The sequence below is a fragment of the Clostridium tetani genome, from assembly GCF_900167265.1.
In the GTDB taxonomy this organism is placed as follows: domain Bacteria; phylum Bacillota; class Clostridia; order Clostridiales; family Clostridiaceae; genus Clostridium_G; species Clostridium_G tetani.
The window spans coordinates 202,705-228,690 of sequence record NZ_FUWT01000004.1; the positions used below are offsets into that span (position 1 = coordinate 202,705).

Below are 25,986 nucleotides of genomic sequence, written 5' to 3' on the forward strand. Positions count from 1 at the left end.
TATAAGTGAGAGTGGTAGTACAAAGGGTCAAATCTTCAAAAGTAGAAGTTGATGGAAAAATTATAGGAAGTATAAAAGGTGGATTAAATGTTTTATTAGGAATATGTAAAGGTGATACTCAAAAAGATATAGAATATTTAGTAGATAAAATATTAGGACTTAGAATATTTGAAGATGAATGTGGTAAAATGAATAAATCTCTATTAGATGTAAAAGGAGAATTACTTGTAATATCACAATTTACTCTTTATGGAGATTGTAGAAAAGGGAAAAGACCTAGCTTTATAGAAGCTCTTGGAGGGGAAGAAGCGAAAAAACTCTATGAGGAATTTATAAAGAAGTGTAAAGAAGTCTTAGGAGAAGTACAAATGGGTGAATTTGGAGCAGATATGTTAGTTTCCATAGAGAATGATGGTCCAGTTACCCTGATGATAGATAGTAAAAAAGTTTTTTAGGAGTGATAAAGTGGAATTAAAGAGAATCCCTGTGGGGATGTATCAAGCTAATTGTTATATATTAATGGATAAAAAGAGTAAGGAAGGTATAATTGTAGATCCAGGTGATGAAGCTAATTTAATCTTACAAACAGTAAATAAGATGGATTGTAAGGTAAAATATATATTATTAACTCATGGTCATGTAGATCATGTAAGTGCAGTTAAGGAAGTAAAAGATTCACTAAAAGCTCCAGTAGGTATAAATGAAAAAGATGAAGAATCAATTTTAAAAGGTATGGATTTGTTTGGCAATTCTCAAACCTGTGGAGCAGCTGATATCAAAATAAAAGAAGGAGATACCTTTAAAATTGGAGATAAAGAAATAAAATGTATAGAAACACCTGGCCATTCCCTAGGTGGAATGTGCTTTTTAATAGAAAATATAATATTTACAGGAGATACTCTTTTTGAAGGATCTATAGGAAGAACAGACTTCTATGGAGGGAATTTTGAAATATTAATAAAGAATATAAAAGAAAAAATACTGACTATTCCAGAAGATACTTTAGTATTACCAGGTCATGGAATGGAAACTACTGTAGGTAAAGAAAAAATATCTAATCCTTTCCTATAAACTTTATAGAAATAAGGAGATATAATGATTATAAATATAAAACTAGATATAAAATTAAATCATGCAAAATATAGATACGGAATATATCAATTATTTAATATATTTTTTCCCAATACAGAAATTAATTTTGTAGATGGAGAAGAAGCTAATTATATTATATCTGTAGAAGATAGTTATATTAATATAAAGGGAATAAACAATAATAAAAAATATCTAATAGATGAAAGTATACCTAAAAAAGATAATGTAAAAAAGTCAATTTATTTATATTTAAAAGATGAAACTAGAAAGAGCTTTCCTTGGGGAACCTTAATTGGAATAAGACCTAGTAAAATAGCTCTTTCTTTGTTGAGCGAAAATAAATCTTTTGAAGATATATTAGATTATTACTATAAAAATTATCTTACATCTAAAAAAAAGGCTCAACTGTGTATAGATGTTGCTAGAAGAGAAGAAACCTTTGTGAATAAGTCAGATAAATTTATAAGTATATATATTGGTATGCCCTTTTGTCCTACAAGATGTTTATATTGTTCATTTACATCAAATCCTATTGGGAAAAATAAAAAATTAGTAGAAGAATATATAAAGTGTCTAAGTTTTGAAATAGAAGAAATTAAAAAATATATAGATAAAAAAGATTTAACAATAGAAACTGTTTATTTTGGTGGTGGTACGCCTACTTCTGTTGATAATCATGAATTTGAATATATAATGGAAAAAATATATAATAACTTTATATGCAATAGAAATGTAAAAGAGTTTACAGTGGAATGTGGTAGACCAGATAGTATAAACAAAGAAAAGTTTAAAACTATGAAAAAGTATGATACTACCAGGATAAGTATAAATCCTCAAAGTATGAATAATGATACCTTAAAGGTAATAGGAAGAAGTCATACAGTGGAGGATGTAATTAGAAGCTTTAATGAGGCACGAGAACTAGGTTTTTATAATATAAATATGGATATAATTGTAGGACTTCCAGGAGAGGGGTTATCTCATATTGAAAATACCTATAAAAAGATATTAAAATTAAAACCAGATAGTTTAACAGTTCATGGTATGTCAATAAAAAGGGGATCTACACTCTACCACAGGTTAGAAAAAGTACTAAATTCAGATCAAAATGAATTAAATGAAATATTTGAAAGAACTTCTGATTTAGCAAAGGAATTAAATATGAAGCCCTATTATATGTACAGACAAAAGAATATGTTAGGAAATGCGGAAAATGTAGGTTACTCCATAAAAGGTAAGGAATGCATATATAATATACAAATGATAGAGGAAAGACAGACAATAATTGCATTAGGAGCTGATGGAGTATCGAAAATTGTATTTAGAGATGAAAATAGAATCAAAAGAGTGCCTAATGTAAAGGATGTAATAGAGTATAATAAAAGAGTAGAAGAAATGGTTAAAAGAAAAGTTCATGCACTAGAAGAACTTTATTAAATAATAATTTTTATTTAGCCAATAGCATTATTGATATGAGGAGGAAGAAAAATGGGAGAAGCATTAAAAGGACTAAAAAGAACCATTATGTGTGGACAATTAAGAGAAGAAAATATAAATGAACAACACACAGTAATGGGATGGGTTCAAAGAAAAAGAAATCTTGGAGGATTAATTTTTATAGATTTAAGAGATAGAGATGGAATTCTTCAAGTGGTATTTGGAGAGGAAATAAATAAAGAAGCTTTTGAAAAAGCAGATACAGTTAGATCAGAATATTGTTTAGCTGTTACAGGAAAAATAATAAAAAGGCAAGCAGTAAATGAAAATTTACCAACGGGAATAGTTGAATTACAGGGGGAAAGTATAAAGATTTTATCAGAATCAGAAACGCCTCCTATATACATAAAAGAAGATTTAGATGCAGCAGAAAATATAAGACTTAAATACAGATACTTGGATTTAAGAAGACCAGATATGCAAAAAATATTAAAAATAAGACATAAGACAGCAAAGGCTGTTAGAGACTTTTTAGACAAGGAAGAATTTTTAGAAGTAGAAACTCCTATGCTTACTAAAAGTACACCAGAAGGTGCAAGAGATTATCTTGTTCCAAGTAGAAATTACCCAGGGATGTTCTATGCATTACCGCAATCACCACAGCTATTTAAACAATTATTAATGGTGTCAGGCTTTGATAAGTATTTCCAAATAGTAAAATGTTTTAGAGATGAAGATTTAAGAGCTAATAGACAACCAGAATTCACACAAATAGACTTAGAAATGTCTTTTGTGGAAATGGATGATGTAATAGATTTAAATGAAAGATTAATACAATATGTATTTAAAAATGTAGTGGGTAAAGATATTAAATTACCTATAGAAAGAATGCCATATAAAATAGCTATGAGTAAGTATGGATCAGATAAACCAGATTTAAGATTTGGAATGGAAATAGAAAACTTAGATGATGTATTAAAAGAAACTAGCTTTAAAGTATTTAAGGAAGTTATAGACAATGGGGGAACTGTTAGTGCTATAAAAGCTGAAAATTGTGCAGGTATGGGAAGAAAACAAATAGACAAATTAGGAGATTTTGTAAAAACTTTTAAAGCTAAAGGATTAGCATGGATAGCTTACAAGGAAGATGAAATAAAATCACCTATAGCTAAATTCTTAACAGAGGAAGAATTAAAGTCAATCATTGATAAAATGGATGCAAAAGTAGGAGATTTAATACTTATAGTATCAGATGCTAAAGAAAAAGTAGTACAACAAAGCTTAGGTCAATTAAGGCTTCACTTAGCTAAAGAACTAGGACTACTTAAAGATAATGATGAACTAAGATTTGTATGGGTTACAGAATTCCCATTGGTATCCTACAATGAAGAAGAAGATAGATGGGAAGCCGAACACCATCCATTTACAGCACCTATGGATGAAGATATACAGTATCTTGATACAGATCCAGGGAAGGTTAGAGCAAAAGCTTATGACATAGTATTAAATGGAGAAGAACTAGGTGGAGGAAGTATTAGAATACACGATACTAAGCTTCAAGAAAAAATGTTTGAGGTTTTAGGATTTACTGAAGAAAAAGCTTGGGAAAGATTTGGATTTTTACTAGAAGCCTTTAAATTTGGACCACCACCACATGGAGGATTAGCTTTTGGATTTGATAGAATGATAATGTTCTTAAGTGGAACTGAAAACATAAAAGATGTAATAGCTTTTCCTAAGAATCAAAATGCATTCTGCCCAATGACAGAAGCTCCCAATGTAGTAGATGAAGTACAATTAGATGAATTAGGTATAAAAATAAAGAAGTAAATAATTGAATAAAAAAATAGCCTGTACCTTAATGGAGCAGGCTATTTTTTATATTGATTCTTTGTTTAAAATTCATTAACTGCTGTATTTCTTTTTAATTTTACATAAACTAGAGAAAATAAAAATGCTATTACAGCAGGTATTAACCAACTAAAACCTATATTAGATAAAGGAATAAGTGAAATGAATTTATTTACAAATCCAATATTTAATCCTACAGATTTTAGATTATCTAAAATACCTACAAATAATGTAGTATAAGCTGTTATAGTTAAAATAGTCTTATGATTAAATCCTAAGAAAGTTAATATAACCAAAACTATTACTATAGGATATAATATTTGTAGTACAGGAACTGCAAAAGCTACAATGTCATCTACGCCTAAAGAGGCAATTAATATACTCATAATTGAAATCACTATAGCATTCACTTTATATTTTAATTTTCCATTGGTTATATCTTCAAAATACTTAGCCGCTGAAGAGGTAAGTCCTATGGAGGTAGTCATACATGCTAATGCAACAGCTAAAGCAAGGAATAGAGAACCTGTTCTACCCAATATTATTTGGGTTATTTGAGTAAGTAGGGCAGTTTTAGTTATATCTGCAGGGAATATATTTACAGTTTGACTTCCAAGATACATTAATCCACCATAAATTGTTCCAAGTCCTATAACTGCAATAATACCAGATAAAGAAGTTATTTTTATTATATCTGAAACATCATTGTATCCTTTTTGTCTAACAGCAGCTATTATTATGGATGCAAAAATTACTGAAGCAGTAGCATCCATTGTTTGATAGCCTTCTAAAAGAGAACTTGAAAATACATTTGTAAAAGAAATATTTTCAATAGGGGCAATTGGAACTAAAATTCCCTTTATTATTATAGTTAATAATAAAATAAGAAGTGCTGGTGTCAAGAATTTACCTATAGTATCTATTATTGATGATGGTCTGAGTACAAATGCTAAATTAATTAAAAAATAGACTATAATAGCGGTAGTTATATTTATATTTGGAAAAAAAGGTTGTATACTTAATTCATAAGTTGTAGCTGCTGTCCTTGGAATAGCAATCATAGGGCCTATGGCTAAAATAATTGATGTGGTTACAGCTACTGCAAAAATTTTTCCAACAGGAGTTGCAATATCCCTAAATGTGCCATTTACTTTAGCACAGGAAAGAATACCAAGTAGAGGTAGTCCAACTCCAGTTATAAGAAAACCTAATATAGCTATAGGATAATTATTTCCTACAAGCTTGCCAAGATAGGGGGGGAATATTAAATTTCCAGAACCGAAAAACATAGCAAATAGTGCTAATCCGATAACAAATGCGTCTCTAGTACTTTTCTTCATGTGAATTTCTCCTATTCTCTAATTTAAATTTTCCTTATATTATATCACAGACAAAACAAAAAATGAATTATTAATAATAAATTAATTTTATAAAAAAAGCATGAACTTTTATGAGTTATTTGAATATATTTATAAATAAGGAGGAATTGTTATTAAAAGGTAGAATATATTTACATAAGAATGGGGGAGATTTAATGGGAGAATTTAAAGAAGAGATAATAAAACTTGCTGAAGAAATTTTATTCCTAATAAAAAAAGATGGATATGACATAGAAGATATGACACAAGAAGAAGTAAATGAATTAATAGACAAATATTTGGCTAGTTTAAACATGGAGAATTTAGATGAACTTATGGAACTAGAAGAAACTGAAGATTTTCTATTAGAAGAATACAACTATGGAGTTAAAAAACATGGGTTTTTAAAATTTTACGATACGTTTACAAAAAACATAAAAAGTAATAATATACATAAACAAGAAAAAAGGTACATAAATTAATTAGTGATAAAAATAAGAGAGCTATCTAGAGTTAGATGCCTCTCTTATTTTTGTGAAAATTTATTTGAATGATATAATAAATGATAAACAAGTATATTTTAATTATAATTGGAATTAATATTAATAAAGAATAAGAATAAAAGAGGTTTTTACATGATTGATATAACATTACTTGGAACAGGTGGGGGTATGCCTACACCAGAAAGAAATTTATCAGCAGCTATTTTAAATTATAAAGGTCGTAAAATTTTAATAGACTGCGGAGAAGGTACACAGGTTTCTATGAAAATTTCAAAAACAGGCTTTAAAAATATAGATATTATATGTATAACTCATTGGCATGGAGATCACATAGTAGGACTACCAGGGCTTTTAGCAACTATGGGTAATAGCGGCAGAAAAGAGCCATTAACCATAATAGGACCAGTAGGAATAGGGGAAATAATAAAAGGGCTTACTGTAATTGTGCCTTATATTCCCTATGAGTTAAATGTAATTGAGGCGACTAAAGAAAGCCTATGTTTTACTATTAATAAGGAAAATCTTTTACTATCTTCTAAGGGGGAAATAATAATAAATACTTTGGAAGTTGAACATTCCAGTCCTTGTATAGCCTATAGGTTTGATGTAAAACGAAAACCAAAATTTAATTTAGAAAAAGCTTTAGATAACAAAGTACCTAAGGTTATTTGGAACCTTCTTCAAAGGGGAGGAAATGTAGAGTTTGAAGGGAATTTATATGAATCTAGTATGGTTTTAGGAGAAGAGCGTAAGGGTATAAAATTTTCATTTGTAACAGATACATTGCCAATTCCTGAATTAATACCCTTTGTAAAAAAAAGTGACCTTTTAATATGTGAAAGCAATTATGGTCAGGATTCAGATGTGGATAAAGCAATAAAAAATAAACATATGACTTTTTCGCAAGCTGCACAAATAGCTAAAAGTGGAGAGGTGAAAGAACTTATATTAACTCACTTTAGTCCAGCTATTGAAGATCCAGAGGAGTTTATACACTTTGCAAAAGACATTTTTCCTAAGGCACAGATTGGAAAGGATAGAATGATTATAAGTATTGACTTCCAAAATTGATAATAAATAAAAAAGGACAAATGTCCTTTTTTATTTAATCATCTGATCTAACACATTCACTTTTTTTAAAAATTTTTAATAAACGTAAGAAATGATTTGCTTCACGTAAAGTATGATCTGCTAATAATGGTATTATTATGGATCTGATTTTACAATCTAGTATGCCTTCTGTACCTTGTTTTTTAAAGTTCCTTATTCTTCTAGTTGCTCTAAGACTTCGGTTGGTAACCTTTGAAATTGGCATTGTCTTATACATAGCTCTCTTTGCTTCTCTTGTCAATTCATCAAATTCTTTTCCAAAGTTATTTGCTGTATCTATAAGTGCATCTTCAGTAGGATCAAGAAGTCCACGGATAAATTTTGCGTGTTCAGCCATAATTCTATTCCAGAAAGTCTCTTGCTCATAAGCATATCTTTGTAAATTCATTACTTTACGACTTTGTAGCATTTGAACTAACATTAAATAAAGCTTTGCTTCCCTTAAAATATGATCTATAAGTAAGGGATAATTAACTGTAAACATTCTACAACATAAAACTTCTGATAATATAGTTGTTTTAAATCTTATTAAATCTTTAATTAGTTTTATGGCTTTTTCATTTAGCATACATACTCTTTGTTCAAGTATAGGATTGCATATAGGTGAACAACTACCCCTTAATCTTTCCTCAGCTTTTGTTAAAGAAGTTGGAATATTTACTCCTGTAAAATATGAGGAAGCTATCTCAGCTTTTAATGTAAAAGGTGTTACTACTTCACCAGATTCTAATACATCAGGTCTAACAACACAATTAGAAAGAGAAATGGTCTCTGCTAAAAGTTTATCAAATTCCATTCTAAGGGCATCTGCCTTAAGTGTAAAATCTCTATTCTTAGGTGTAAAACCTAATTCTAGAAAGAAGGAATGTTCTTTCATAATACGTGCAAAAAAAAGATGCAATTCCAAGGATTGACGTATAAAGTTAGTTCTTGATAACATAATTAACCTCTTTTAATATAATTACTCACTATTATAATTGTATTAATTACATATATAAATTGTTACTGTTTATTGAAAGAATTTTTTGTTATAATTTAACTAATGTTTAATTTGTATTTTATAGCAAGTGAGGTGTGATATGAGAAATTATAAAGATAAATCAATTAGTAGTTTTAATAGTCAAGCGAAGAACTATGATGTAGACTCCAATGGTGCACACGCACGAAACTTATATAAACCATTAATAAAAAAATTAAAAAACCTTAATTTCAACACAATATTAGATGTTGGATGTGGAACAGGAAGTATTTTATTTTTATTACTATATGAAAAAGAAAATATAAAAGCATATGGGTTAGATATCTCAGAAGAAATGTTAAATGTAGCTAAAGAAAAGCTTAAAGATAAGGCAATTCTAACTCTAGGTGATTCAGAAAATATGCCCTATAAAGATGAATTTTTTGATGTAGTTATATGTACTGATTCTTTTCATCATTATCCAAATCCTTTAAATGTATTAAAAGAAATACATAGAACATTAAAAGAAAGGGGTGTATTGATTATATGTGACTATTGGACATACTTTCCTAAAAGGCAATTTATGAATTTATTTATTCCATTTAGTAAGGATGGAGATGTTAGAATATACTCACAAAAGGAAATTTGTAATTTATTGCAAAGGGCTAATTTTAAAGATATTAATTGGAACATGATTAATAAAAGAACATATATGGTGATTGCATCAAAATAGTAGAACATGATGAATTAAGAGTTAATGATGGTGGGTGAAATGATGAATAATAAAGAAAAAAATAATATTAGTATAAATGATTATTTTTCAAATGCAATGCTTGTATTTTTAGCATTAGGATTAGATGTAGTTGTGTCAATAGGTATTAATAAATTAATACCCTTAAATATATGGTATAAAAAAATAATCGCTAATTCTACAACAATAGTTATATGGATTATAGCCATTGTGCTTACATATAAATATATTCGTAGTAACAATATAAAAAATATTGTTACTCTAAATTTAAATAAAAAAATCATGGCATGGTTTACAGTTATTTTTCTTTTATTAATAACTACAAATCTTATAATAAAAAGTGGAAATTTACCACAGTTTATATCAGAATTTACTAAATTAAAATATAAATATAAAGAGTATGGAGTGCATATATATATTGTGCAAAATATTTATTATCTACTAGAAGCTATGTTGATTACTCTCATTATTGTATTTGGTCAAAGATGGGGGGAATTAAAATTTAAAAATATAAGAATTCCATATGGTAGTATTGTGCTATGTTTATCTTGGGGACTAGTGCATATTTTAATTCAAGACATAAGTACAGGTGCTTTTGCAATAATATCGTCATTAATTGTAGGAATAGGATTTTTATTATGTAAGAAAAATCTTGTACTAACTTATATTCTGGCAGTTTGTGTATTTATAATTTAATAAAAAGGAGGAATATTATTATGTTTGGAATCATAAACTATGGTGTTTTCATAATTTCAGTTCTGGCATTAAATTTAACGCCAGGGGCAGACACTATGTACATATTGGGAAACAGCATGTCAAGAGGAAAGAAAGTAGGGGTAATGTCAGCTTTAGGCATTAATACTGGATGTATCATACATACAATTCTAGCGGCATTAGGTCTATCAGCAATACTTGCAAAATCAGCCTATGCTTTTAACATTATTAAATACCTAGGTGCAAGTTACTTAATTTATCTTGGTATTCGTTCATTAATATCAAAATCCTCTATGCTTATGAAAAAGGATAACGATAAAAAAGATAGTCTTAAAAAAATATATTTCCAAGGAATTATAACTAATGTATTAAACCCTAAGGTAGCCCTATTTTTCTTAGCATTTTTACCTCAATTTATTAATCCTAATAATACATATGGAGCAATCCCATTTTTAGTACTTGGATTTACATTTGTTATAATGGGAACTATGTGGTCTATGACATTAGCTATATTCTCATCATATATAACAGGAAATCTAAGCAAAAAATTTGGACTAGCTAATTCATTAAATAAAATAACAGGAGGAATATTTATTTTCTTAGGATTAAATTTATTGCGAGCAAAATTGGGAAATTAGATAAAATATTTTAGCATTCAAGGAGGATATATTATGGCGATAAAAATGATGCATCATGTGTGTATTCAAACAGAAAAATATAAAGAGTCCCTCGAATTTTATACTAAAATTTTAGGATTTAAATTGATTAAAGAAACACCAAATTTTCATAATCGAGATTTTAATACATGGTTAGAAATGGACACACTTATGATTGAACTGCAAACTAGTAAGAAGAGGGAAAAATTAAAGAGCTGGAGTTCATTAAATGAAGGGATAGTTCATATGTGTTTTTTAGTAGATAATGTTCAAGAAGAGTTTGAAAGAATAAAAAAATTAGGATATACCAATTTTAAGAATAAAAATGGACAGGAAATATATAAAGTAGAAGATGGATTTCTATTTAAAATTAAAGCACCAGAAGGTACTGAAATTGAAATGAGAGATAGATCTATATAGAAAACCCCTCCAATCTACTGGAGGGGTTTTTAATATCCAAAATTAATTAAAGAGTATAAGAATTAATGATAATATTACTTGAATTATTATTTATGATTTTTTATTCTCTCAATTTTAGTCTTTATTCCTTTTTCAATTATATTCAAAGTTTCTTTATCTTTTAGATCTATAAAAAGGTAAGCATATCCTTTTTCGCCAGCTCTTCCGGTTCGACCTATACGATGTATGTAATTCTCAGTATTTTCAGGTATATCGTAGTTATATATATGAGTAACACCTGTTATATCGAGTCCTCTAGCAGCTACATCAGTGGCTATTAAATATTGAATTTTTGTATTTTTGAAGTCTTTCATCACTTTTTCACGTTTGGATTGAGTTAAATCTCCATGTAACTTTTTACAATTATAACCCCTTTGATAAAGATCCATTTCAAGTTTATCAACTCTTCTTTTAGTTCTACAAAAGATGATTGCCATAAATGGATTAGTTTCATTTAAAACTTTACATAAATCATCAAGCTTATTCCTATCCGTTGTTTCTATTAAAACTTGTTTAATATTTTTAAGAGTTATTTCTTCTTTTTGTATTGTTATTAATTTGGGATCATCCATGTATTTATAGGCAAGTTTCTTAACAGAAGAGTTCATTGTTGCTGAAAAACATAAAGTCTGACGGTTTTTAGATGTATGTTTTATAATGGTCTCAACTTCATTTTTAAATCCCATGAGAAGCATTTGATCTGCCTCATCTAAAACTAATGTTTTCAAATTTTTAAGATCTATTGTATTTCTATCTAAATGATCTAAAAGCCTACCTGGAGTTGCAATAACTAAATGAATATTGCCTTTTAATTTATTTAGCTGACTTCCTATATCCTTACCACCATATGCAGATAAAATATTTAAGTCCTTAGATTCATTTAATTTCATAGCTTCCTCAGTTATTTGAATAGCAAGTTCCCGTGTTGGAGTTACTATTAAACCTTGAATTGTATTTATATTAGGAGACATATTTTCAAACATGGGTAAAAGAAATGCCAAAGTTTTTCCAGTACCAGTTTGTGCCTCAGCTATAACATCATTACCCTCCTTTATAAGGAGTATACTTTCTCTTTGAATTGGAGTAGGGCTATTTATCCCTTGAGTTTTAAGATTTTGTATTAAATCATTGCTAAGTCCTAATTCTTTAAAATTTGTCATTATAAGTTGCTCCTTCTAAAATTATTTTCTTCAACGCTACATAATTATAACATAAGCAGCGAACCAATTTTAGCTGTATAGCTAAAATTTCGTGAGGCGCTTAGTCCTACCGCCCCAAAAGGCGTGTAGGAGTTACCTATATTTCGAACCAATTTTAGCTGTATAGCTAAAATTTAATAAGCGTGAAAATACTTTTCATGATATAATATTTCCAAAAGAGTAAAAATTTATAGGAGGAGATGTTATGAGTTTTTTTAAAACAAATGATAATGTAAATATATACTATGAGATTAAAGGGCAAGGAAAACCTATTTTATTTATTTCAGGATGGTCATGCAGTACACATTTTTTTGATAGAAATATAAATGAATTAAGTAAAGACTATAAAGTTGTTGCTATGGATTTAAGAGGTCATGGTAATTCAGAAAAACCTGATCATGGATATAGAATTTCAAGATTTGCCAAGGATATAGAAGAACTTTTAGAATACCTAGATGTAGAGGATGTAACTGCTATAGGATGGTCAATGGGTGCCTCCATATTATGGAGCTATATTGAACTGTTTGGAAACAAGAGAATTTCAAAATTAGTTTCTGTAGATCAATCACCAGCTCAATATATAGGACCAGATTGGAAATGGGGACAAACTGGTTGTTATGATGTAGAAGCTTTTGTAAGATTATGTGGAGATTTAACTTATGCTGAAAGACAAGCAGCAGAAGGTACTGTAAGAGCTTGCTTAAATCATGAGCCAAAAGAAGATGAATTAAATTTCTTAGTAGAAGAAATTATGAAATGCCCTGCAAATGTTAAAATAGAGATAATGAGAGATCATACTAATCTTGATTGGAGAGATTTTTTACCGTACATAAATATGCCTACTTTAGTATGTGTTGGAAGGAAAAGCCAGGTATTCCCATGGCAAGGAAGCGCTTATGTAGGAGAAAAAATAAAGGGAGCTAGAACAGAGTTTTTTGAAAATTGTAGTCATATGTTATTTTGGGATGAGGCAGAAAAATTCAATAATTTAATAAAAGAATTTGTTGGGTAAAATTGTAGTAAGATGTATCTTACATATTAAATAAAAACACCTTGACAAGGAATATTATAAAGTTATAAAATGAAATTGCACAATGATGTGCAATAGTAGAGAGTAATGAAGCTCCTAAAGATTTTTAGGGGCTTTTTTCGTTTTTTTGTTAAAATTTTTTATAAGGAAGTGAAGAGATGAATAATTTTAAAGTAGGGCCTAAAGTTTATCATGGAGCTTTAAGTCTAGAAAAACTTAAAGAAATTAATTGTAAAAAAGTATTTATTGTTACAGATCCATTTATGGTAACCTCTGGAACAATAAGCAAAGTTACAGAACATTTGGATAAATCCAATATTGAATATGCTATTTTTTCAGATATAGTGCCAGATCCACCTCTAGAAATAATCTCAAAAGGAATTAAGGCTATGGATGAATTTAAGCCAGAGGCATTAATTGCATTGGGAGGAGGATCAGCAATTGATGCAGCAAAGGCTATAAGTTATTTTAGATCTCTTATAAATAAAGGACTAAATCCAGACATGGAAAATGAAAAAGTTTTATTTATTGCTATACCAACAACTAGTGGTACAGGTTCTGAAGTTACATCATTTTCCGTTATAACAGATAAAAAATATAATGTTAAATATCCATTAGTAGAAGAAATTATGGTACCAGATATAGCAATATTAGATCCAATCCTTGTAAAAACAGTGCCAAATTTTATAACAGCAGATACTGGTATGGATGTTTTAACTCATGCAATAGAGGCATATGTATCCACTGATCATTCTGATTTTAGTGATGCTCTAGCAGAAAAAGCTATAAAATTAGTCTTTGATTATTTAGAAAAAGCCTATAAAAATGGTGATGATTTGACAGCAAGAGAAAAGATGCACAATGCTTCTTGTATAGCAGGAATGGCATTTACAAATGCTTCACTTGGAATAAATCATAGTATGGCACATATACTAGGCGGTAAATTCCATATTCCTCATGGAAAAGCAAATGCAATATTATTACCCTATGTTATAGAATATAATGCAGATTTAAGTTTTAATAATAGATTGGAATATAGTGATACTGCCAGAAGATATGCTCAAATTGCTCAAATTTTAAATCTTACAAGTAGTAATAATGTTAGAGAAGGAGTTAAATCTTTAATAAGAGCTATAAATTCTCTAAGAAAAACTTTAGGAATACCTTGTAATATTAAGGATATGAATATAAGTAAGGAAGACTTTGAATGTAATATAGATGACCTTTCAGAGATTGCATTAAAGGATAGTTGTACAAAAACTAATCCAAAAGAGCCTAATGTAGAAGAATTAAAGACATTGTTTAGAATTGTATATGAAGGAAAATAATTAAGAAAATGAAACTAAAAGGTTTTAAAAATCCTTTGACAATTAAAGAATAAAGATATATAATTTTACTATAAAATAAATATTAATAATTATACAAAGGCGTATAATTATCGGTAAGAGCAATGGAGCTCCTTAAAATACACTAAGTGTAATTTGAGGGGCTTTTATGTTTTAAAATAGAAGTGAGGTGGCAGTTTTGGAAGAAAAACAAAGGGTTATACAAGAATATGTACCTGGAAAACAGGTTACACTAGCTCACTTAATTGCACATCCTAATAAATCATTATATAAAAAATTAGGACTTAATGAAGAAAATTCAGAAGCAATAGGAATACTGACAATAACTCCAAGTGAAGCGGCTATAATAGCGGCAGATGTTGCTACAAAAGCTGCAGGAGTTGAAATAGGTTTTATAGATAGATTTAGTGGTTCTCTAGTAGTAATAGGAGATGTTTCAAGTGTGGAAGCTTCTCTAAAAGAAGTTTGCAATGTACTTAAAAATGTTCTACTTTTCTCTATTACAGAGATAACAAGATCCTAGGAGAAAAAGCATGAAAAAAATAATGTTGATAGGAACTATTGGAGCAGGGAAAACCACATTAGCTCAAGCTCTAAAAAATGAGCTTATAGAATATAAAAAAACACAGTCAATAGAATTTGACGATTATATAATAGATACTCCAGGAGAGTATATTGAAAATAAAGTATATTATAATGCGCTAATATCAACAGCAGTAGACGCAGATGTAATTGCATTAGTTCATGATTCTACTAAGGAGAATAATAGTTTCCCACCGGGATTTGGAAACATGTTTAACAAAGAAGTTATAGGTATTTGTACTAAAACTGATTTATGCCAAAAAGAAGAAAACTTAAAAATAAGCAAAGAATATTTATCCTCAGCAGGAGCCCATAACATATTTTGTATAAGTGCTGCAAATAATATAGGAATTGAGGAATTAAAAGAATATTTAGAGTTAAATTAAGTTTTTTATGATAAAATAGTTTTAAATAAATAATCTATGTATTAATATTGTTATCCAAAAGAGGTGGAAGATTATGATAAAAAAGATTGTAATAGCCGACGATGAACCTATTACAAGAATGGATATGAGAGAAATGTTAGAGGAAGAAGGTTACAACGTAGTAGCTGAAGCCTCAGATGGCTTTGATGCAATAGAGCTTGCTAAAAAACATTCTCCGGACTTAATAATAATGGACATAAAAATGCCCCTTTTAGATGGACTAAGTGCAGCAAAAATAATTTTAAAAGAAGAACTTGCAGGGGAAGTAATACTTTTAAGTGCTTATAATGATAAAACTTTTATAGAAAAGGCTAAGGAGGCTGGAGTTATAGGATATTTAGTAAAACCTATAGACAATAAATCCTTAATTACAACTATAGAAGTTTCTTTGTCTAGGTGCAAAGAGTTTAAAGAAGTTAAAAAAAATGTTAAAGTTTTAGAAAAAAAATTAGAATCCCGAAAAATTATAGAAAAAGCTAAAGGGAAAATCATGCAAAAATTAAATATCTCTGAAGAGGATGCTTACACACATATACGAAATATTAGCATGAAAAAAAGAGTATCCATGGAAGCAGTAGCTCAAATAATAATAATGAGTGAAGGAGAAATTTGAAAAGAGTGAAGAATATATGGAAAAAATAAGAGATATATGTTTAAAGAATACTTCTTTAAGTGAAAGTGATATTAAAATTATACAAAATATATCTAAAACACTTCAATTTGTAGCGGATTCCTCAAAAGCTGATGTTTTTATAGATTGTATGACAAAAAATCAAAAATGTGCAGCAGTAGTAGTGGCAAGTGCAAAAACTAGAGATGCAAAATCCTTTTATAAGGAAGATGTAGTAGGTAAACTTGCTATAAGGAAAAATGAACCTGCTGTTTTAAGGACACTACAAACAGGTATACCCTCTAGAGATATAAAAGCTATAACACAAGAAAATATTATAGTTAAACAAAATGTTGAACCAATAAAAAATGAAAAGGACGAAGTTATTGCAGTTATCATTTCAGAACAAGATATTACTGAAGACTTAAGAGAAAGCAAAAAATTAAAAATATTAGCAGAAACTAATGAAGAATTGATGTGCCAGTTAGAAGGTAAAAAAATTAAATATGAAGATAGAAACATAACCTATCATATTGACGATGCCATACTTATATTCGATGAAAGTGGAATTTTAAGATTTAAAAATCCAGTAGCTGAAGAATTATATGAAAAGCTAGGATATGATCAAGAACTAGTAGGTATGAGTTTTTCAAATTTAGCTTTGTCCAATGTTTCCATAGAAGAACTAATTAAAGGTGAATCTATAGAAGTAGAAGAAATAAACATTGGAGAAATGTATTTTCAAATAAAATATATAGTACAAAGTAATAAAGTTTTAAAACTAGCAATGCTTATAAGAGATATTACAGATATGAAAGAAAAAGAAAAAGAGTTAATTTTAAAATCAGTAGCTATAAAAGAAATACATCATAGAGTAAAAAATAATCTTCAAACTATAGCAAGTCTTTTAAGACTTCAATCAAGAAGGATAAAGGGAAAAGAGTTTAGAGTTGCTATAAATGAAAGCATAAATAGAATTTTAAGTATAGCAATTACTCACGAGATGCTTGCCAAAGAAGGCATTGATGATGTTAACATAAAAGAGGTTATAAATAAAATTAAATCCTATATAGTTAGTTTTGAAAAAAATGAAAAATTAGATTTAACAATTGAAATTATAGGTGATGATTTAGCTATTAGTTCAGACAAATCTACAGCCATAGCATTAGTTGTAAATGAAGCTATACAAAATTGCCTAAAGCATGCCTTTAAAGGTAGAGAAAAAGGGAAAATAACCATAAAGGTGGAAAAAGGAAATGCCTATTCAGAAATATCAGTTATAGATGATGGAATAGGATTTGATGTAAACTCTGCATCACAAAGTAGTTTAGGTCTTATGATAATTAATAGTTTAGTTTCAGATAAATTAAAGGGAAATTTGGAAATACAGTCTACATCAAATGGAACAACTGTTAACTTTGATTTTGAAAATTAAATAGATTAGAGCCAAAAACAAAGAAGTTTTTGGCTAGAAAAGGCAACGAAGCCCAGAAAATTTATTAGATAGCATTTAAAAATATTTTTAAGTGCATTAATAAATATTCTGGGCTTTATTTTATCAAATAGGGAAGGGGGATAATAGGAAAATATATGAGAGAAGAAATTTTAAGTGTAGGTATTGATATAGGAACCTCTACTACTCAACTTGTATTTAGTAAGATTACAATTGAGAATACAGCAGGAAATTTTTCTGTACCAAGAGTAAACATTGTAAATAAAAAAATTATATACAGAAGTTCAATTTATTTTACACCCCTTAGTACTCAAAACAAAATAGACAAAGAAAAAGTAAAAGAAATAATAAAGGATGAATATGAAAAAGCTGGAGTAAGTATAAGTGATGTGAAAACCGGTGCAGTAATAATAACAGGGGAAACTGCAAGAAAAGAAAATGCAAATGATGTTTTACAAACCTTAAGTGGTTTTGCAGGAGACTTTGTAGTTGCTACAGCAGGACCTGATTTAGAATCAATAATTGCAGGACGAGGTGCTGGAGCAGACAAGGTATCCTACGATGAAAATGCATATGTTGCCAACATTGACATAGGTGGAGGTACATCTAATATAGCCTTATTTAAAAATGGAGAGCTTGTAGATACAGGATGTATGGATATAGGTGGACGACTTATAAAAATAGATGTAGATACTAAGAAAATATATTATATATACCCTAAAATCAAGGAATTAGCAGAATCCATAGACGTAGAAATAAATGTTGGAGATATTGCAGATATAAATAAAATTAGAAAAATAGCAAAGAAAATGACAGAAATTTTAGAGGAATCTGTATGCATAAAAGATAGAAGCGAAATATATCAATATCTTCAAACTAACAAAGGAATAAAAGATGGTTACAGCATAGAATATGTAACTTTTTCTGGTGGAGTAGCTGACTATATATACAATGAAGATTTTAGTGATTACTTTAAATTTGGAGACATGGGAATAATTTTAGCAGAGGAAATAAAAAAATCTAATTTACTATTAAAACTAAAATTAAAATCAGCCATTGAAACAATAAGGGCAACAGTAGTTGGAGCAGGATCCCATACAACAGATATTAGTGGAAGCACAATTACCTATACAAAAGATGTCTTCCCCATTAAAAATCTTCCAATTTTAAAATTATCAGATATTGATGAGGAACAAGGATTTGACTCCATAGAAAGGACAATAAAAGAGAAAATAAATTGGTTTGATATAGAAAATGAAAGTCAAATAGTGGCAGTAGCCCTAAAGGGACGTAAAAATCCTTCTTTTATAGATATACAAAATTTAGCAACTTCAATTATAAATGGAATGGAATCCTTAATAAGAAGTAATTATCCACTATTTGTAATTGTTGAAAATGATATAGCAAAGGTATTAGGACAAACTATTTACTCTAAATTAGGTAAAAAAGTTAATGTAATATGTATTGACAGTATAAAGGTTGAAAATGGAGATTATATAGACATTGGAAAACCACTTGTAAATGGTAAGGTCGTACCAGTAGTAATAAAAACATTAGTATTTAATTCATAAGTGTTTAATTTATAAATTTATCTAGGAGGTTGAGAAAAGTGATACTTAAAACTAAGTTATTTGGAAAGATATATCAGTTTAAAGATGTTAAAGAAGTATTAGCAAAAGCCAATGAAGAAAAGTCAGGAGACAAACTAGCGGGGGTAGCTGCTAATTCAGCTCAAGAAAGAATTGCAGCAAAGGTTGTATTAAGTAATCTAACTGTTGCAGATTTAAGAAACAATCCAGTTGTTCCCTATGAAACTGATGAAATTACAAGAATTATACAAGACTCTGTAAATGAAAAGATATATGGAGAAGTTAAAAATTGGACTATTTCAGAGCTAAGAGAATGGATACTAAATGAAAATACAACAGGAGCTCAAATAAAAAGAATATCTAGAGGATTAACAAGTGAAGTTATTGCAGGTGTTGCAAAACTTATGTCCAACCTAGACTTAATATATGGAGCGAACAAAATAAAAATAACAGCTCATTGTAATACTACTATAGGAGAAAATGGAAGGTTATCTGCAAGATTACAACCTAACCATCCAACAGATGATGTTGATGGAATAGTAGCATCTTTATTAGAAGGATTAAGCTTTGGTATAGGGGATGCACTTATAGGATTAAATCCAGTTGATGATACTACTGGAAGTGTAGTAAGAGTATTAAAGAAATTTGAAGAGATAAAACAAAAATATGAAATACCAACACAAAACTGTGTATTAGCTCATGTAACAACTCAAATGGAAGCTATAAAAAAGGGAGCTCCCACAGATTTAATATTCCAAAGCATAGCGGGTTCAGAAAAAGGAAATGCAGCTTTTGGAATTACAGCAGATTTAATTGAGGAAGCTAGACAATTAGCATTAACCGAAGGTACAGCAGCTGGTCCAAATGTTATGTACTTTGAAACAGGACAAGGTTCAGAGCTATCAGCAGAGGCACATTTTGGTGCTGACCAGGTAACAATGGAAGCTAGATGTTATGGATTTGCTAAAAAATATGAACCTTTTGTAGTTAATACAGTAGTTGGATTTATAGGACCTGAGTACCTATATGATAGCAAAGAAGTTATAAGAGCAGGACTTGAAGATCACTTTATGGGTAAATTAACTGGTATATCAATGGGATGCGATGTTTGCTATACAAATCATATGAAAGCAGACCAAAATGATGCAGAAAATTTAGCAGTATTACTTTCAACAGCAGGATGCAATTACTTTATGGGAATACCTCATGGAGATGACGTAATGCTTAACTATCAAACTACAGGATATCATGAAACAGCAAGTTTAAGAGAGTTATTAAATAAAAGACCAATAGTTGAATTTGAAGGTTGGTTAGAAAAGTGGGGATTCATGAAAGATGGAAAATTAACATCAAAAGCAGGAGATGCTTCTGTGTTTCTTAAAAAGTAGAGGAGGTAAAAACCATGTTTTCAGAAAGTGATTTAAAAAGATTAGTAGAAGAAGTATTGGTGGAAATGACTACAAAAGAAGGAGCAAACATTAAAGATACACCTGTATCTCAACCTACTCCTACAGTTGTAGATGAAGATGGAATAATTCCTGACATTACTGAGGTTGATATTAGAACAAATCTTTTAGTAGATAACCCAGAAAATGCAGAGGAGTATCTAAAAATGAAAAAGCATACTCCTGCAAGAATTGGTGTAGGAAAAGCAGGTACAAGATATAAAACAGAAACAATACTTAGATTTAGAGCGGATCATGCAGCAGCACAGGATGCAGTATTTACAGATGTAGATGAAAAAATATTAGAAGAGATGAACTTAGAAACAATTCAAACTATGTGTTCATCTAAGGATGAATTTATAACTAGACCAGACCTTGGAAGAAAAATTTCTAAAGAAGAATTATCTAAATTGAGTTCATATAAGAAAAATGCACAAGTTCAAATATATGTATCAGACGGGCTAAGCTCAAAGGCAGTAGAAGCAAACGTAAAAAATATATTACCAGCATTAATACAAGGACTTGAAGGATATGGAATATCCGTTGGAAAACCATTCTTCGTAAAACTTGGAAGAGTTGGAGCTATGGATGTTATATCTGAAGAGTTTGGAGCAGATGTAACTTGTGTTTTAATAGGAGAAAGACCAGGACTTGTAACAGCTGAAAGTATGAGTGCTTATATAGCTTATAAAGGAACAGTTGGAATGCCTGAATCAAGAAGAACTGTTGTATCTAATATCCATAAAGGTGGAACTCCAGCAGTTGAAGCAGGAGCTTATATAGCAGATATTATAAAGCTAATGCTAGAGAAGAAAGCAAGTGGATTAGATCTTAAATTATAATTTAGGGAGGATGTTTTATGAAAAACGATGCACTTCGTCCATCGGTATTAAGTGTTAAATTAATAGCCAATGTCAATGAGGATATGGCTAAAGAATTCAACTTAAAACCGGAGCATAAAAGTATAGGAATAATAACCGCAGATTGTGATGATGTTACTTATACAGCTTTAGATGAAGCTACTAAAGCTGTAGACGTTGAAGTAGTCTATGCAAAATCATTTTATGGTGGAGCGGCTAATGCTAGCACTAAACTTGCAGGGGAAGTTATAGGAATAATTGCAGGACCAAGCCCTGCAGAAGTTAAAAGTGGACTGAATGTAATGGTTGACTTTATAGAAAGTGGAGTGGCAACATTCTACAGTGCTAATGATGATGACTCCATTCCATACTATGCACAATGTATATCAAGAACAGGGTCATACCTTTCTAAAACAGCAGGAATAAAAGAAGGGGAAGCATTAGCTTACTTAATAGCACCACCGCTAGAGGCAATGTATGCATTAGATGCAGCTATGAAAGCCGCTTCAGTTGAACTAAAGGCCTTCTTTGGACCACCATCAGAAACAAATTTTGGTGGAGGATTATTAACAGGAAGCCAATCAGCTTGTAAGGCAGCTTGTGAAGCCTTTGCAGCAGCAGTTAAATTTGTAGCAGAAAATCCTAAAGAATATTAAAGGTCTTTAAAAAGATGAAAGAATCTACCTTAGGATTTTTAGAAACTTATGGATTTATTGCTGCAATAGAAGGGCTTGACGTAGCTTTAAAATCTGCTGATGTAAAATTTGTTAGCTGTGAATTTGTAACAAATGGAATCGTTACAATTGTAATTACAGGAGATGTAGCTTCTGTAAAAGCTTCCATAGAAGCTGCATGTGTGGCAATAGAGAGGATAGGAACCCTAAGAAATGCCCATGTAATATCCAGAGCTTATGATGAAGTTTGGAAAATATTTCAGAAAAAAACTGTAATAGATAATATAGATTCAAAAGTAGAAGAAGTTAAACAAGTGAAAAAAGATTTAGAGAAAGAAAATCTAGATAATAGTCTAGAAGTTGAAAAGAATGAGAGTATATCAGAAGAAGAATTAAAATCATTAAAAGTTCAGGAACTTAGGACTATGGCTAGAGCTTTAAAAGAACAACATAAAATTTCTCTAACATCGAAACAGATTAAGTTTAGTAAAAAAGAACAACTTATAGAAGCTATACTTAATTCATTATAAAAGGAGAGTGACATATGGAACTTTTAGATAAAGATTTAAGATCATTACAAGAAACTAGAAACCTTATAGCTAAAGCTAAAAAGGCTCAAGAAATATATAAAACATTTTCTCAAGAAAAAGTTAACTCAATAGTTAAAGCTATAACTGAAGCCATAGAAAAGGAAGCTGTAAAACTTGCTAAAATGGCTCATGAAGAAACGGGATTTGGAAAATGGGAAGACAAAATAATAAAAAATACCTTTGCAAGCAGAGGGGTTTATGAAAGTATAAAAGACTTAAAAACTGTTGGCATAATCAATGAAAATAAAGAAAAAAAATACTTTGAAGTTGGAGTACCAGTAGGAGTTGTAGCAGGTTTAATACCTTCAACTAATCCAACATCAACAACTATATATAAAACACTTATTTCATTAAAATCAGGAAATGCTATAGTAATTTCTCCTCATCCAAATGCTGTAAAATGTATTGTTGAAACAAGCAAAATATTAAATGAGGCAGCAATTAAAGCTGGAGCACCAGAAGGATTAATTGGATGCATTACAGTTCCATCCATTCAAGGAACAAGTGAGCTTATGAAGCATAAAGATACTGCTCTTATATTAGCAACAGGCGGAGAAGCTATGGTAAAAGCTGCATACAGCTCAGGAACACCAGCTATAGGAGTTGGACCTGGAAATGGACCAGCATTTATAGATAAATCAGCAAATGTAAAGTTAGCAGTTAAAAGAATTTTAGATAGTAAGACCTTTGACAACGGAGTAATTTGTGCATCAGAGCAATCAATAGTTGTAGAAAATAGTATGAAAGAAATTGTTAAAGAAGAGCTAATAAAGCAAGGTGCTTATTTCTTAAATGAAGAAGAATCAGAAAAGCTTGGAAAATTCATATTAAGATCTAATGGAACTATGAACCCTATGATAGTTGGAAAAAGTGTAGAAAAGCTATCAGAAATGTCTGGCTTGAATGTTAAAAAAGGTAGTAAAGTATTAATCTCTGAACAGACAACAGTTGGTAAGAACAATCCTTATTCAAGAGAAAAACTTACACCTATACTAGCTTTCTATACAGTAAATGATGTAGAAGAGGGAATTAAACTTTGCACAGAAATATTAATGAATGAAGGAAAAGGACATACTTTAGTGCTTCACTCAGAAGATAATGAAGTTATAAAAAACTTTGGGCTAAGAATTCCAGTATCCAGACTTCTTGTTAATGTTCCAGGAGCCCTTGGAGGATTAGGAGCTGCAACTAACCTTACTCCAGCACTTACATTAGGTTGTGGAGCCGTTGGTGGAAGTTCAACCTCTGATAATATAGGACCTATGAATTTATTAAACATTAGAAGAGTTGCCCTTGGAGTTAAAGAATTAGAAGATCTTAGAGGCAATGAAAATACAGCAAGCAACGAAACTTTAAATACAATGTCTAAAGAACAATTAGAGTTGGTAATAAAGAAAGTTGTTGAACAATTATCAATACTTTCTTAAAAATATAAATTAAAAACAAACTATAATAAAGATTAAATTTAAGGAGGATTTCAAAATGGCAAGTATGAATGCATTAGGAATGATAGAAACAAAAGGATTAGTAGGAGCAATAGAAGCTGCAGACGCAATGGTTAAAGCTGCAAATGTAACTTTAATAGGTAAAGAACAAATAGGTGCAGGACTTGTAACTGTAATGGTAAGAGGAGATGTTGGAGCTGTTAAAGCTGCTACAGATGCAGGAGCTGCTGCTGCTGAAAGAGTTGGAGAATTAATATCCGTTCACGTAATTCCAAGACCACATAGTGAAGTTGAAGTAATACTTCCAAAAGAAATACTATAGTCTAAAATAAATTTTACCTATCATGCTCATGAACACTTACATAATTGCTCATGGGCATGATTAAGGTAAATAAAAATACATCTTATAAAGGATGTGAAAATATGGCTGTTTTAACAGAAAGTACACTAAGAAGTGCACTTAAAAATCAGAATATTAGTGAATATGTTGTTGAAAAGGGAGTAATAGTAACGCCTTCAGCAAAGCAATATTTACAGGATAAGAAGATAAAACTCATTTATGAAGAAAATATAAAAGCTATTGATAATAAAAAAGATGTAAAAAATATAGAAAGTAAAGAAAAAAGATTTATTCCAAGGTATGAGCATATAAATGGTGGATTTTTTGAAAATAAACCAGAGCATATGACTCAACTTAATGGAAATAAATTAGTAACTAAAGATCATAAAAGAATAATCTTAAGAGGAAAGCTGGATTTACTTCAAGCTAAAATATTAAAAGCAGAAATTCTATGTAAGAATTTAAAAGAAGAAAAAGTTTTAACGGATTTAGAAGAAATTCTAGCCTATGTAAGAAAAATTTTAGCCTGCGAGGTAACAGAAGAACCCTTGGCAGAGATTAATCTTTTGGGACTAAATGAAAAGGAATTAAGGGCATATTCTCATAATCCTAAAAAGTATTTGAACACTGAACATATAATATTTCCAAGCTATGAAATGGGAGATATAGTTGTAGAATTAAATTCTTTAAGAGCAAATACAAGAGAAGTGGAAATAGTGGCCTTTACTGCTTTTAAAAGTGAAGATGGTGAGCTTTCAAGAAATGATATAGCACAAGCTATGAATAGATTAAGTAGTTGCTTTTATGTAATGATGTGTAAGTATGTTTCAGGAAAGTACAAATAAGAGGTGAAGAAAATGAAGATATCTAATGAAGAAATTAATTATATAGTAGATGAAGTAACAAAAAGATTAAAAGAGAAAAAAGAAGATTTAGGAATATTAATAGAGGCATCAGGAAAACATGTTCACCTTTCAAAAGAACACGTTGAAAAATTATTTGGAGAGGGATATGAACTTACAAAAAAAAGAGACCTGTCCCAACCAGGACAATATCTTTGTGAAGAAAAAGTTATGCTTATAGGCCCAAAGGGAGTTATGCAAAACGTATCTGTACTAGGACCTACAAGAGGAAATACACAGGTGGAAGTATCTAAAAGTGATGCAGTTTCACTAGGGATTAATGCTCCAATTAGAATGTCTGGAGATATAAAGGGAACCTCTCCTATAATTTTAGCTAGTAAAACTTCCGTAGTTAGATTAGAAGAAGGTGGAATAGTTGCTAAAAGGCATATCCATATGACTCCAGAGGATGCTTTAAAATATGGAGTAACTGATAAAGAAAAGGTGAAAGTTAAAGTAAAGGGAGAAAGAAGCTTAATTTTTGATGAAGTTATAGTTAGAGTAAGTGACAAGTTTAATACAGTAGTTCACATAGACTACGATGAAGCAAACGCATGTGGATTTGTTAAAAATACCCGAGGAGAAATATTAAAATAAAGAGGTTAAT

General features: G+C 29.8%; 28 protein-coding genes. 25 read left to right on the plus strand and 3 right to left on the minus strand.

All coding sequences use genetic code 11. The features are described from left to right. Positions 1-5: 5 nt before the first annotated feature. The 4 genes from dtd to aspS are packed head-to-tail and all read left to right on the plus strand — an operon-like array spanning position 6 to position 4,359. A complete protein-coding gene (dtd, locus tag B5D21_RS04430; protein WP_011100347.1) occupies positions 6-455 on the plus strand; it encodes a D-aminoacyl-tRNA deacylase in 450 nt (149 codons plus the stop codon). Positions 456-465: 10 nt separating this feature from the next. Beyond that, positions 466-1,071 (plus strand): MBL fold metallo-hydrolase, encoded by a 606-nt coding sequence (locus tag B5D21_RS04435; protein ID WP_011100346.1) that lies wholly within the window; start codon positions 466-468, stop codon positions 1,069-1,071. Between the two features lie 36 nt (positions 1,072-1,107). Beyond that, positions 1,108-2,529 carry a coproporphyrinogen III oxidase gene (locus tag B5D21_RS04440; protein WP_035124405.1) on the plus strand — a complete coding sequence of 474 codons (1,422 nt, stop codon included), beginning with the start codon at positions 1,108-1,110 and terminating at the stop codon, positions 2,527-2,529. Positions 2,530-2,580: 51 nt separating this feature from the next. Further along, positions 2,581-4,359 carry an aspartate--tRNA ligase gene (gene aspS / locus B5D21_RS04445; RefSeq protein ID WP_011100341.1) on the plus strand — a complete coding sequence of 593 codons (1,779 nt, stop codon included), beginning with the start codon at positions 2,581-2,583 and terminating at the stop codon, positions 4,357-4,359. A 65-nt stretch (positions 4,360-4,424) separates the two neighbouring features. Here aspS and brnQ read toward each other — a convergent pair whose 3' ends face one another. Continuing rightward, positions 4,425-5,720, minus strand: coding sequence for a branched-chain amino acid transport system II carrier protein (gene brnQ, locus B5D21_RS04450; protein ID WP_011100340.1), 1,296 nt, complete (start codon positions 5,718-5,720; stop codon positions 4,425-4,427). Between the two features lie 194 nt (positions 5,721-5,914). On the opposite strand from brnQ, the gene B5D21_RS04455 reads away from it, so the two are divergent. Then, entirely contained in the window at positions 5,915-6,220 is a 306-nt protein-coding gene (locus tag B5D21_RS04455) for a hypothetical protein (RefSeq protein WP_128993095.1), read from the plus strand. A gap of 153 nt (positions 6,221-6,373) precedes the next feature. Further along, positions 6,374-7,312, plus strand: a complete 939-nt coding sequence (locus B5D21_RS04460; protein ID WP_035124379.1) for a ribonuclease Z — start codon at positions 6,374-6,376, stop codon at positions 7,310-7,312. A gap of 34 nt (positions 7,313-7,346) precedes the next feature. Here the strand turns inward: B5D21_RS04460 and B5D21_RS04465 are convergent, their stop codons facing one another. Continuing rightward, entirely contained in the window at positions 7,347-8,291 is a 945-nt protein-coding gene (locus tag B5D21_RS04465) for a DUF2935 domain-containing protein (protein WP_011100337.1), read from the minus strand. 139 nt (positions 8,292-8,430) lie between these two features. Here B5D21_RS04465 and B5D21_RS04470 point away from each other — a divergent pair, with 139 nt between their 5' ends. The 4 genes from B5D21_RS04470 to B5D21_RS04485 are packed head-to-tail and all read left to right on the plus strand — an operon-like array spanning position 8,431 to position 10,850. Continuing rightward, positions 8,431-9,042 carry a class I SAM-dependent methyltransferase gene (locus B5D21_RS04470; protein WP_035124376.1) on the plus strand — a complete coding sequence of 204 codons (612 nt, stop codon included), beginning with the start codon at positions 8,431-8,433 and terminating at the stop codon, positions 9,040-9,042. A 42-nt stretch (positions 9,043-9,084) separates the two neighbouring features. Further along, complete coding sequence (locus B5D21_RS04475) at positions 9,085-9,756, plus strand: hypothetical protein (RefSeq protein WP_035124374.1); 672 nt, start codon at positions 9,085-9,087, stop codon at positions 9,754-9,756. Between the two features lie 20 nt (positions 9,757-9,776). Continuing rightward, positions 9,777-10,412 carry a LysE family translocator gene (locus B5D21_RS04480; protein ID WP_035109054.1) on the plus strand — a complete coding sequence of 212 codons (636 nt, stop codon included), beginning with the start codon at positions 9,777-9,779 and terminating at the stop codon, positions 10,410-10,412. Positions 10,413-10,445: 33 nt separating this feature from the next. Further along, positions 10,446-10,850 (plus strand): VOC family protein, encoded by a 405-nt coding sequence (locus B5D21_RS04485; RefSeq protein ID WP_011100333.1) that lies wholly within the window; start codon positions 10,446-10,448, stop codon positions 10,848-10,850. 86 nt (positions 10,851-10,936) lie between these two features. Here B5D21_RS04485 and B5D21_RS04490 read toward each other — a convergent pair whose 3' ends face one another. Next, positions 10,937-12,049, minus strand: coding sequence for a DEAD/DEAH box helicase (locus tag B5D21_RS04490; protein WP_011100332.1), 1,113 nt, complete (start codon positions 12,047-12,049; stop codon positions 10,937-10,939). Between the two features lie 244 nt (positions 12,050-12,293). Here B5D21_RS04490 and B5D21_RS04495 point away from each other — a divergent pair, with 244 nt between their 5' ends. From B5D21_RS04495 to eutD, 15 genes are all read left to right on the plus strand, one after another. Next, entirely contained in the window at positions 12,294-13,100 is an 807-nt protein-coding gene (locus B5D21_RS04495; protein ID WP_011100331.1) for an alpha/beta fold hydrolase, read from the plus strand. Between the two features lie 176 nt (positions 13,101-13,276). Then, a complete protein-coding gene (locus B5D21_RS04500) occupies positions 13,277-14,446 on the plus strand; it encodes a 1-propanol dehydrogenase PduQ (protein ID WP_011100330.1) in 1,170 nt (389 codons plus the stop codon). Positions 14,447-14,642: 196 nt separating this feature from the next. Continuing rightward, positions 14,643-14,987, plus strand: coding sequence for an ethanolamine utilization microcompartment protein EutS (eutS, locus tag B5D21_RS04505; RefSeq protein ID WP_035109058.1), 345 nt, complete (start codon positions 14,643-14,645; stop codon positions 14,985-14,987). Between the two features lie 10 nt (positions 14,988-14,997). Beyond that, on the plus strand, positions 14,998-15,432 hold the full coding sequence (locus tag B5D21_RS04510; RefSeq protein ID WP_011100328.1) for a EutP/PduV family microcompartment system protein: 435 nt from the start codon (positions 14,998-15,000) through the stop codon (positions 15,430-15,432). Positions 15,433-15,505: 73 nt separating this feature from the next. After that, on the plus strand, positions 15,506-16,084 hold the full coding sequence (locus tag B5D21_RS04515; protein WP_011100327.1) for an ANTAR domain-containing response regulator: 579 nt from the start codon (positions 15,506-15,508) through the stop codon (positions 16,082-16,084). Continuing rightward, on the plus strand, positions 16,068-17,516 hold the full coding sequence (locus tag B5D21_RS04520; protein ID WP_011100326.1) for a histidine kinase N-terminal domain-containing protein: 1,449 nt from the start codon (positions 16,068-16,070) through the stop codon (positions 17,514-17,516). The genes B5D21_RS04515 and B5D21_RS04520 overlap by 17 nt, the downstream gene beginning before the upstream one ends. 155 nt (positions 17,517-17,671) lie before the next feature. Beyond that, entirely contained in the window at positions 17,672-19,105 is a 1,434-nt protein-coding gene (gene eutA / locus B5D21_RS04525; RefSeq protein ID WP_011100325.1) for an ethanolamine ammonia-lyase reactivating factor EutA, read from the plus strand. Positions 19,106-19,143: 38 nt separating this feature from the next. Then, positions 19,144-20,511: an ethanolamine ammonia-lyase subunit EutB gene (locus B5D21_RS04530; protein ID WP_035109061.1), complete on the plus strand. Its 1,368-nt coding sequence runs from the start codon at positions 19,144-19,146 to the stop codon at positions 20,509-20,511. 14 nt (positions 20,512-20,525) lie between these two features. Beyond that, entirely contained in the window at positions 20,526-21,410 is an 885-nt protein-coding gene (gene eutC, locus B5D21_RS04535; protein WP_011100323.1) for an ethanolamine ammonia-lyase subunit EutC, read from the plus strand. Between the two features lie 17 nt (positions 21,411-21,427). Beyond that, the gene (gene eutL / locus B5D21_RS04540) at positions 21,428-22,084 is read left to right on the plus strand and encodes an ethanolamine utilization microcompartment protein EutL (RefSeq protein ID WP_011100322.1); all 657 of its coding nucleotides are present in this window, start codon (positions 21,428-21,430) and stop codon (positions 22,082-22,084) included. A gap of 14 nt (positions 22,085-22,098) precedes the next feature. Then, entirely contained in the window at positions 22,099-22,632 is a 534-nt protein-coding gene (locus B5D21_RS04545; RefSeq protein WP_011100321.1) for a BMC domain-containing protein, read from the plus strand. A 14-nt stretch (positions 22,633-22,646) separates the two neighbouring features. After that, the gene (locus B5D21_RS04550; protein ID WP_011100320.1) at positions 22,647-24,119 is read left to right on the plus strand and encodes an acetaldehyde dehydrogenase (acetylating); all 1,473 of its coding nucleotides are present in this window, start codon (positions 22,647-22,649) and stop codon (positions 24,117-24,119) included. 55 nt (positions 24,120-24,174) lie between these two features. Further along, positions 24,175-24,459: an ethanolamine utilization microcompartment protein EutM gene (gene eutM / locus B5D21_RS04555; protein WP_023439145.1), complete on the plus strand. Its 285-nt coding sequence runs from the start codon at positions 24,175-24,177 to the stop codon at positions 24,457-24,459. Positions 24,460-24,515: 56 nt separating this feature from the next. Next, complete coding sequence (locus B5D21_RS04560) at positions 24,516-25,322, plus strand: cobalamin adenosyltransferase (RefSeq protein ID WP_242844273.1); 807 nt, start codon at positions 24,516-24,518, stop codon at positions 25,320-25,322. A 12-nt stretch (positions 25,323-25,334) separates the two neighbouring features. Beyond that, positions 25,335-25,976, plus strand: a complete 642-nt coding sequence (gene eutD / locus B5D21_RS04565) for an ethanolamine utilization phosphate acetyltransferase EutD (RefSeq protein WP_115605767.1) — start codon at positions 25,335-25,337, stop codon at positions 25,974-25,976. Positions 25,977-25,986: the final 10 nt, after the last annotated feature.

Bases quoted from the DNA above. Each gene is read 5' to 3' on its own strand.
- aspS (WP_011100341.1), top strand. From the start codon at position 2,581: ATGGGAGAAGCATTAAAAGGACTAAAAAGAACCATTATGTGTGGACAA.
- brnQ (WP_011100340.1), bottom strand. From the start codon at position 5,720: ATGAAGAAAAGTACTAGAGACGCATTTGTTATCGGATTAGCACTATTT.
- B5D21_RS04455 (WP_128993095.1), top strand. From the start codon at position 5,915: ATGGGAGAATTTAAAGAAGAGATAATAAAACTTGCTGAAGAAATTTTA.
- B5D21_RS04460 (WP_035124379.1), top strand. From the start codon at position 6,374: ATGATTGATATAACATTACTTGGAACAGGTGGGGGTATGCCTACACCA.
- B5D21_RS04465 (WP_011100337.1), bottom strand. From the start codon at position 8,291: ATGTTATCAAGAACTAACTTTATACGTCAATCCTTGGAATTGCATCTT.
- B5D21_RS04470 (WP_035124376.1), top strand. From the start codon at position 8,431: ATGAGAAATTATAAAGATAAATCAATTAGTAGTTTTAATAGTCAAGCG.
- B5D21_RS04475 (WP_035124374.1), top strand. From the start codon at position 9,085: ATGAATAATAAAGAAAAAAATAATATTAGTATAAATGATTATTTTTCA.
- B5D21_RS04480 (WP_035109054.1), top strand. From the start codon at position 9,777: ATGTTTGGAATCATAAACTATGGTGTTTTCATAATTTCAGTTCTGGCA.
- B5D21_RS04485 (WP_011100333.1), top strand. From the start codon at position 10,446: ATGGCGATAAAAATGATGCATCATGTGTGTATTCAAACAGAAAAATAT.
- B5D21_RS04490 (WP_011100332.1), bottom strand. From the start codon at position 12,049: ATGACAAATTTTAAAGAATTAGGACTTAGCAATGATTTAATACAAAAT.
- B5D21_RS04495 (WP_011100331.1), top strand. From the start codon at position 12,294: ATGAGTTTTTTTAAAACAAATGATAATGTAAATATATACTATGAGATT.
- B5D21_RS04500 (WP_011100330.1), top strand. From the start codon at position 13,277: ATGAATAATTTTAAAGTAGGGCCTAAAGTTTATCATGGAGCTTTAAGT.
- B5D21_RS04510 (WP_011100328.1), top strand. From the start codon at position 14,998: ATGAAAAAAATAATGTTGATAGGAACTATTGGAGCAGGGAAAACCACA.
- B5D21_RS04515 (WP_011100327.1), top strand. From the start codon at position 15,506: ATGATAAAAAAGATTGTAATAGCCGACGATGAACCTATTACAAGAATG.
- eutA (WP_011100325.1), top strand. From the start codon at position 17,672: ATGAGAGAAGAAATTTTAAGTGTAGGTATTGATATAGGAACCTCTACT.
- eutC (WP_011100323.1), top strand. From the start codon at position 20,526: ATGTTTTCAGAAAGTGATTTAAAAAGATTAGTAGAAGAAGTATTGGTG.
- eutL (WP_011100322.1), top strand. From the start codon at position 21,428: ATGAAAAACGATGCACTTCGTCCATCGGTATTAAGTGTTAAATTAATA.
- B5D21_RS04545 (WP_011100321.1), top strand. From the start codon at position 22,099: ATGAAAGAATCTACCTTAGGATTTTTAGAAACTTATGGATTTATTGCT.
- B5D21_RS04550 (WP_011100320.1), top strand. From the start codon at position 22,647: ATGGAACTTTTAGATAAAGATTTAAGATCATTACAAGAAACTAGAAAC.
- eutM (WP_023439145.1), top strand. From the start codon at position 24,175: ATGGCAAGTATGAATGCATTAGGAATGATAGAAACAAAAGGATTAGTA.
- B5D21_RS04560 (WP_242844273.1), top strand. From the start codon at position 24,516: ATGATTAAGGTAAATAAAAATACATCTTATAAAGGATGTGAAAATATG.
- eutD (WP_115605767.1), top strand. From the start codon at position 25,335: ATGAAGATATCTAATGAAGAAATTAATTATATAGTAGATGAAGTAACA.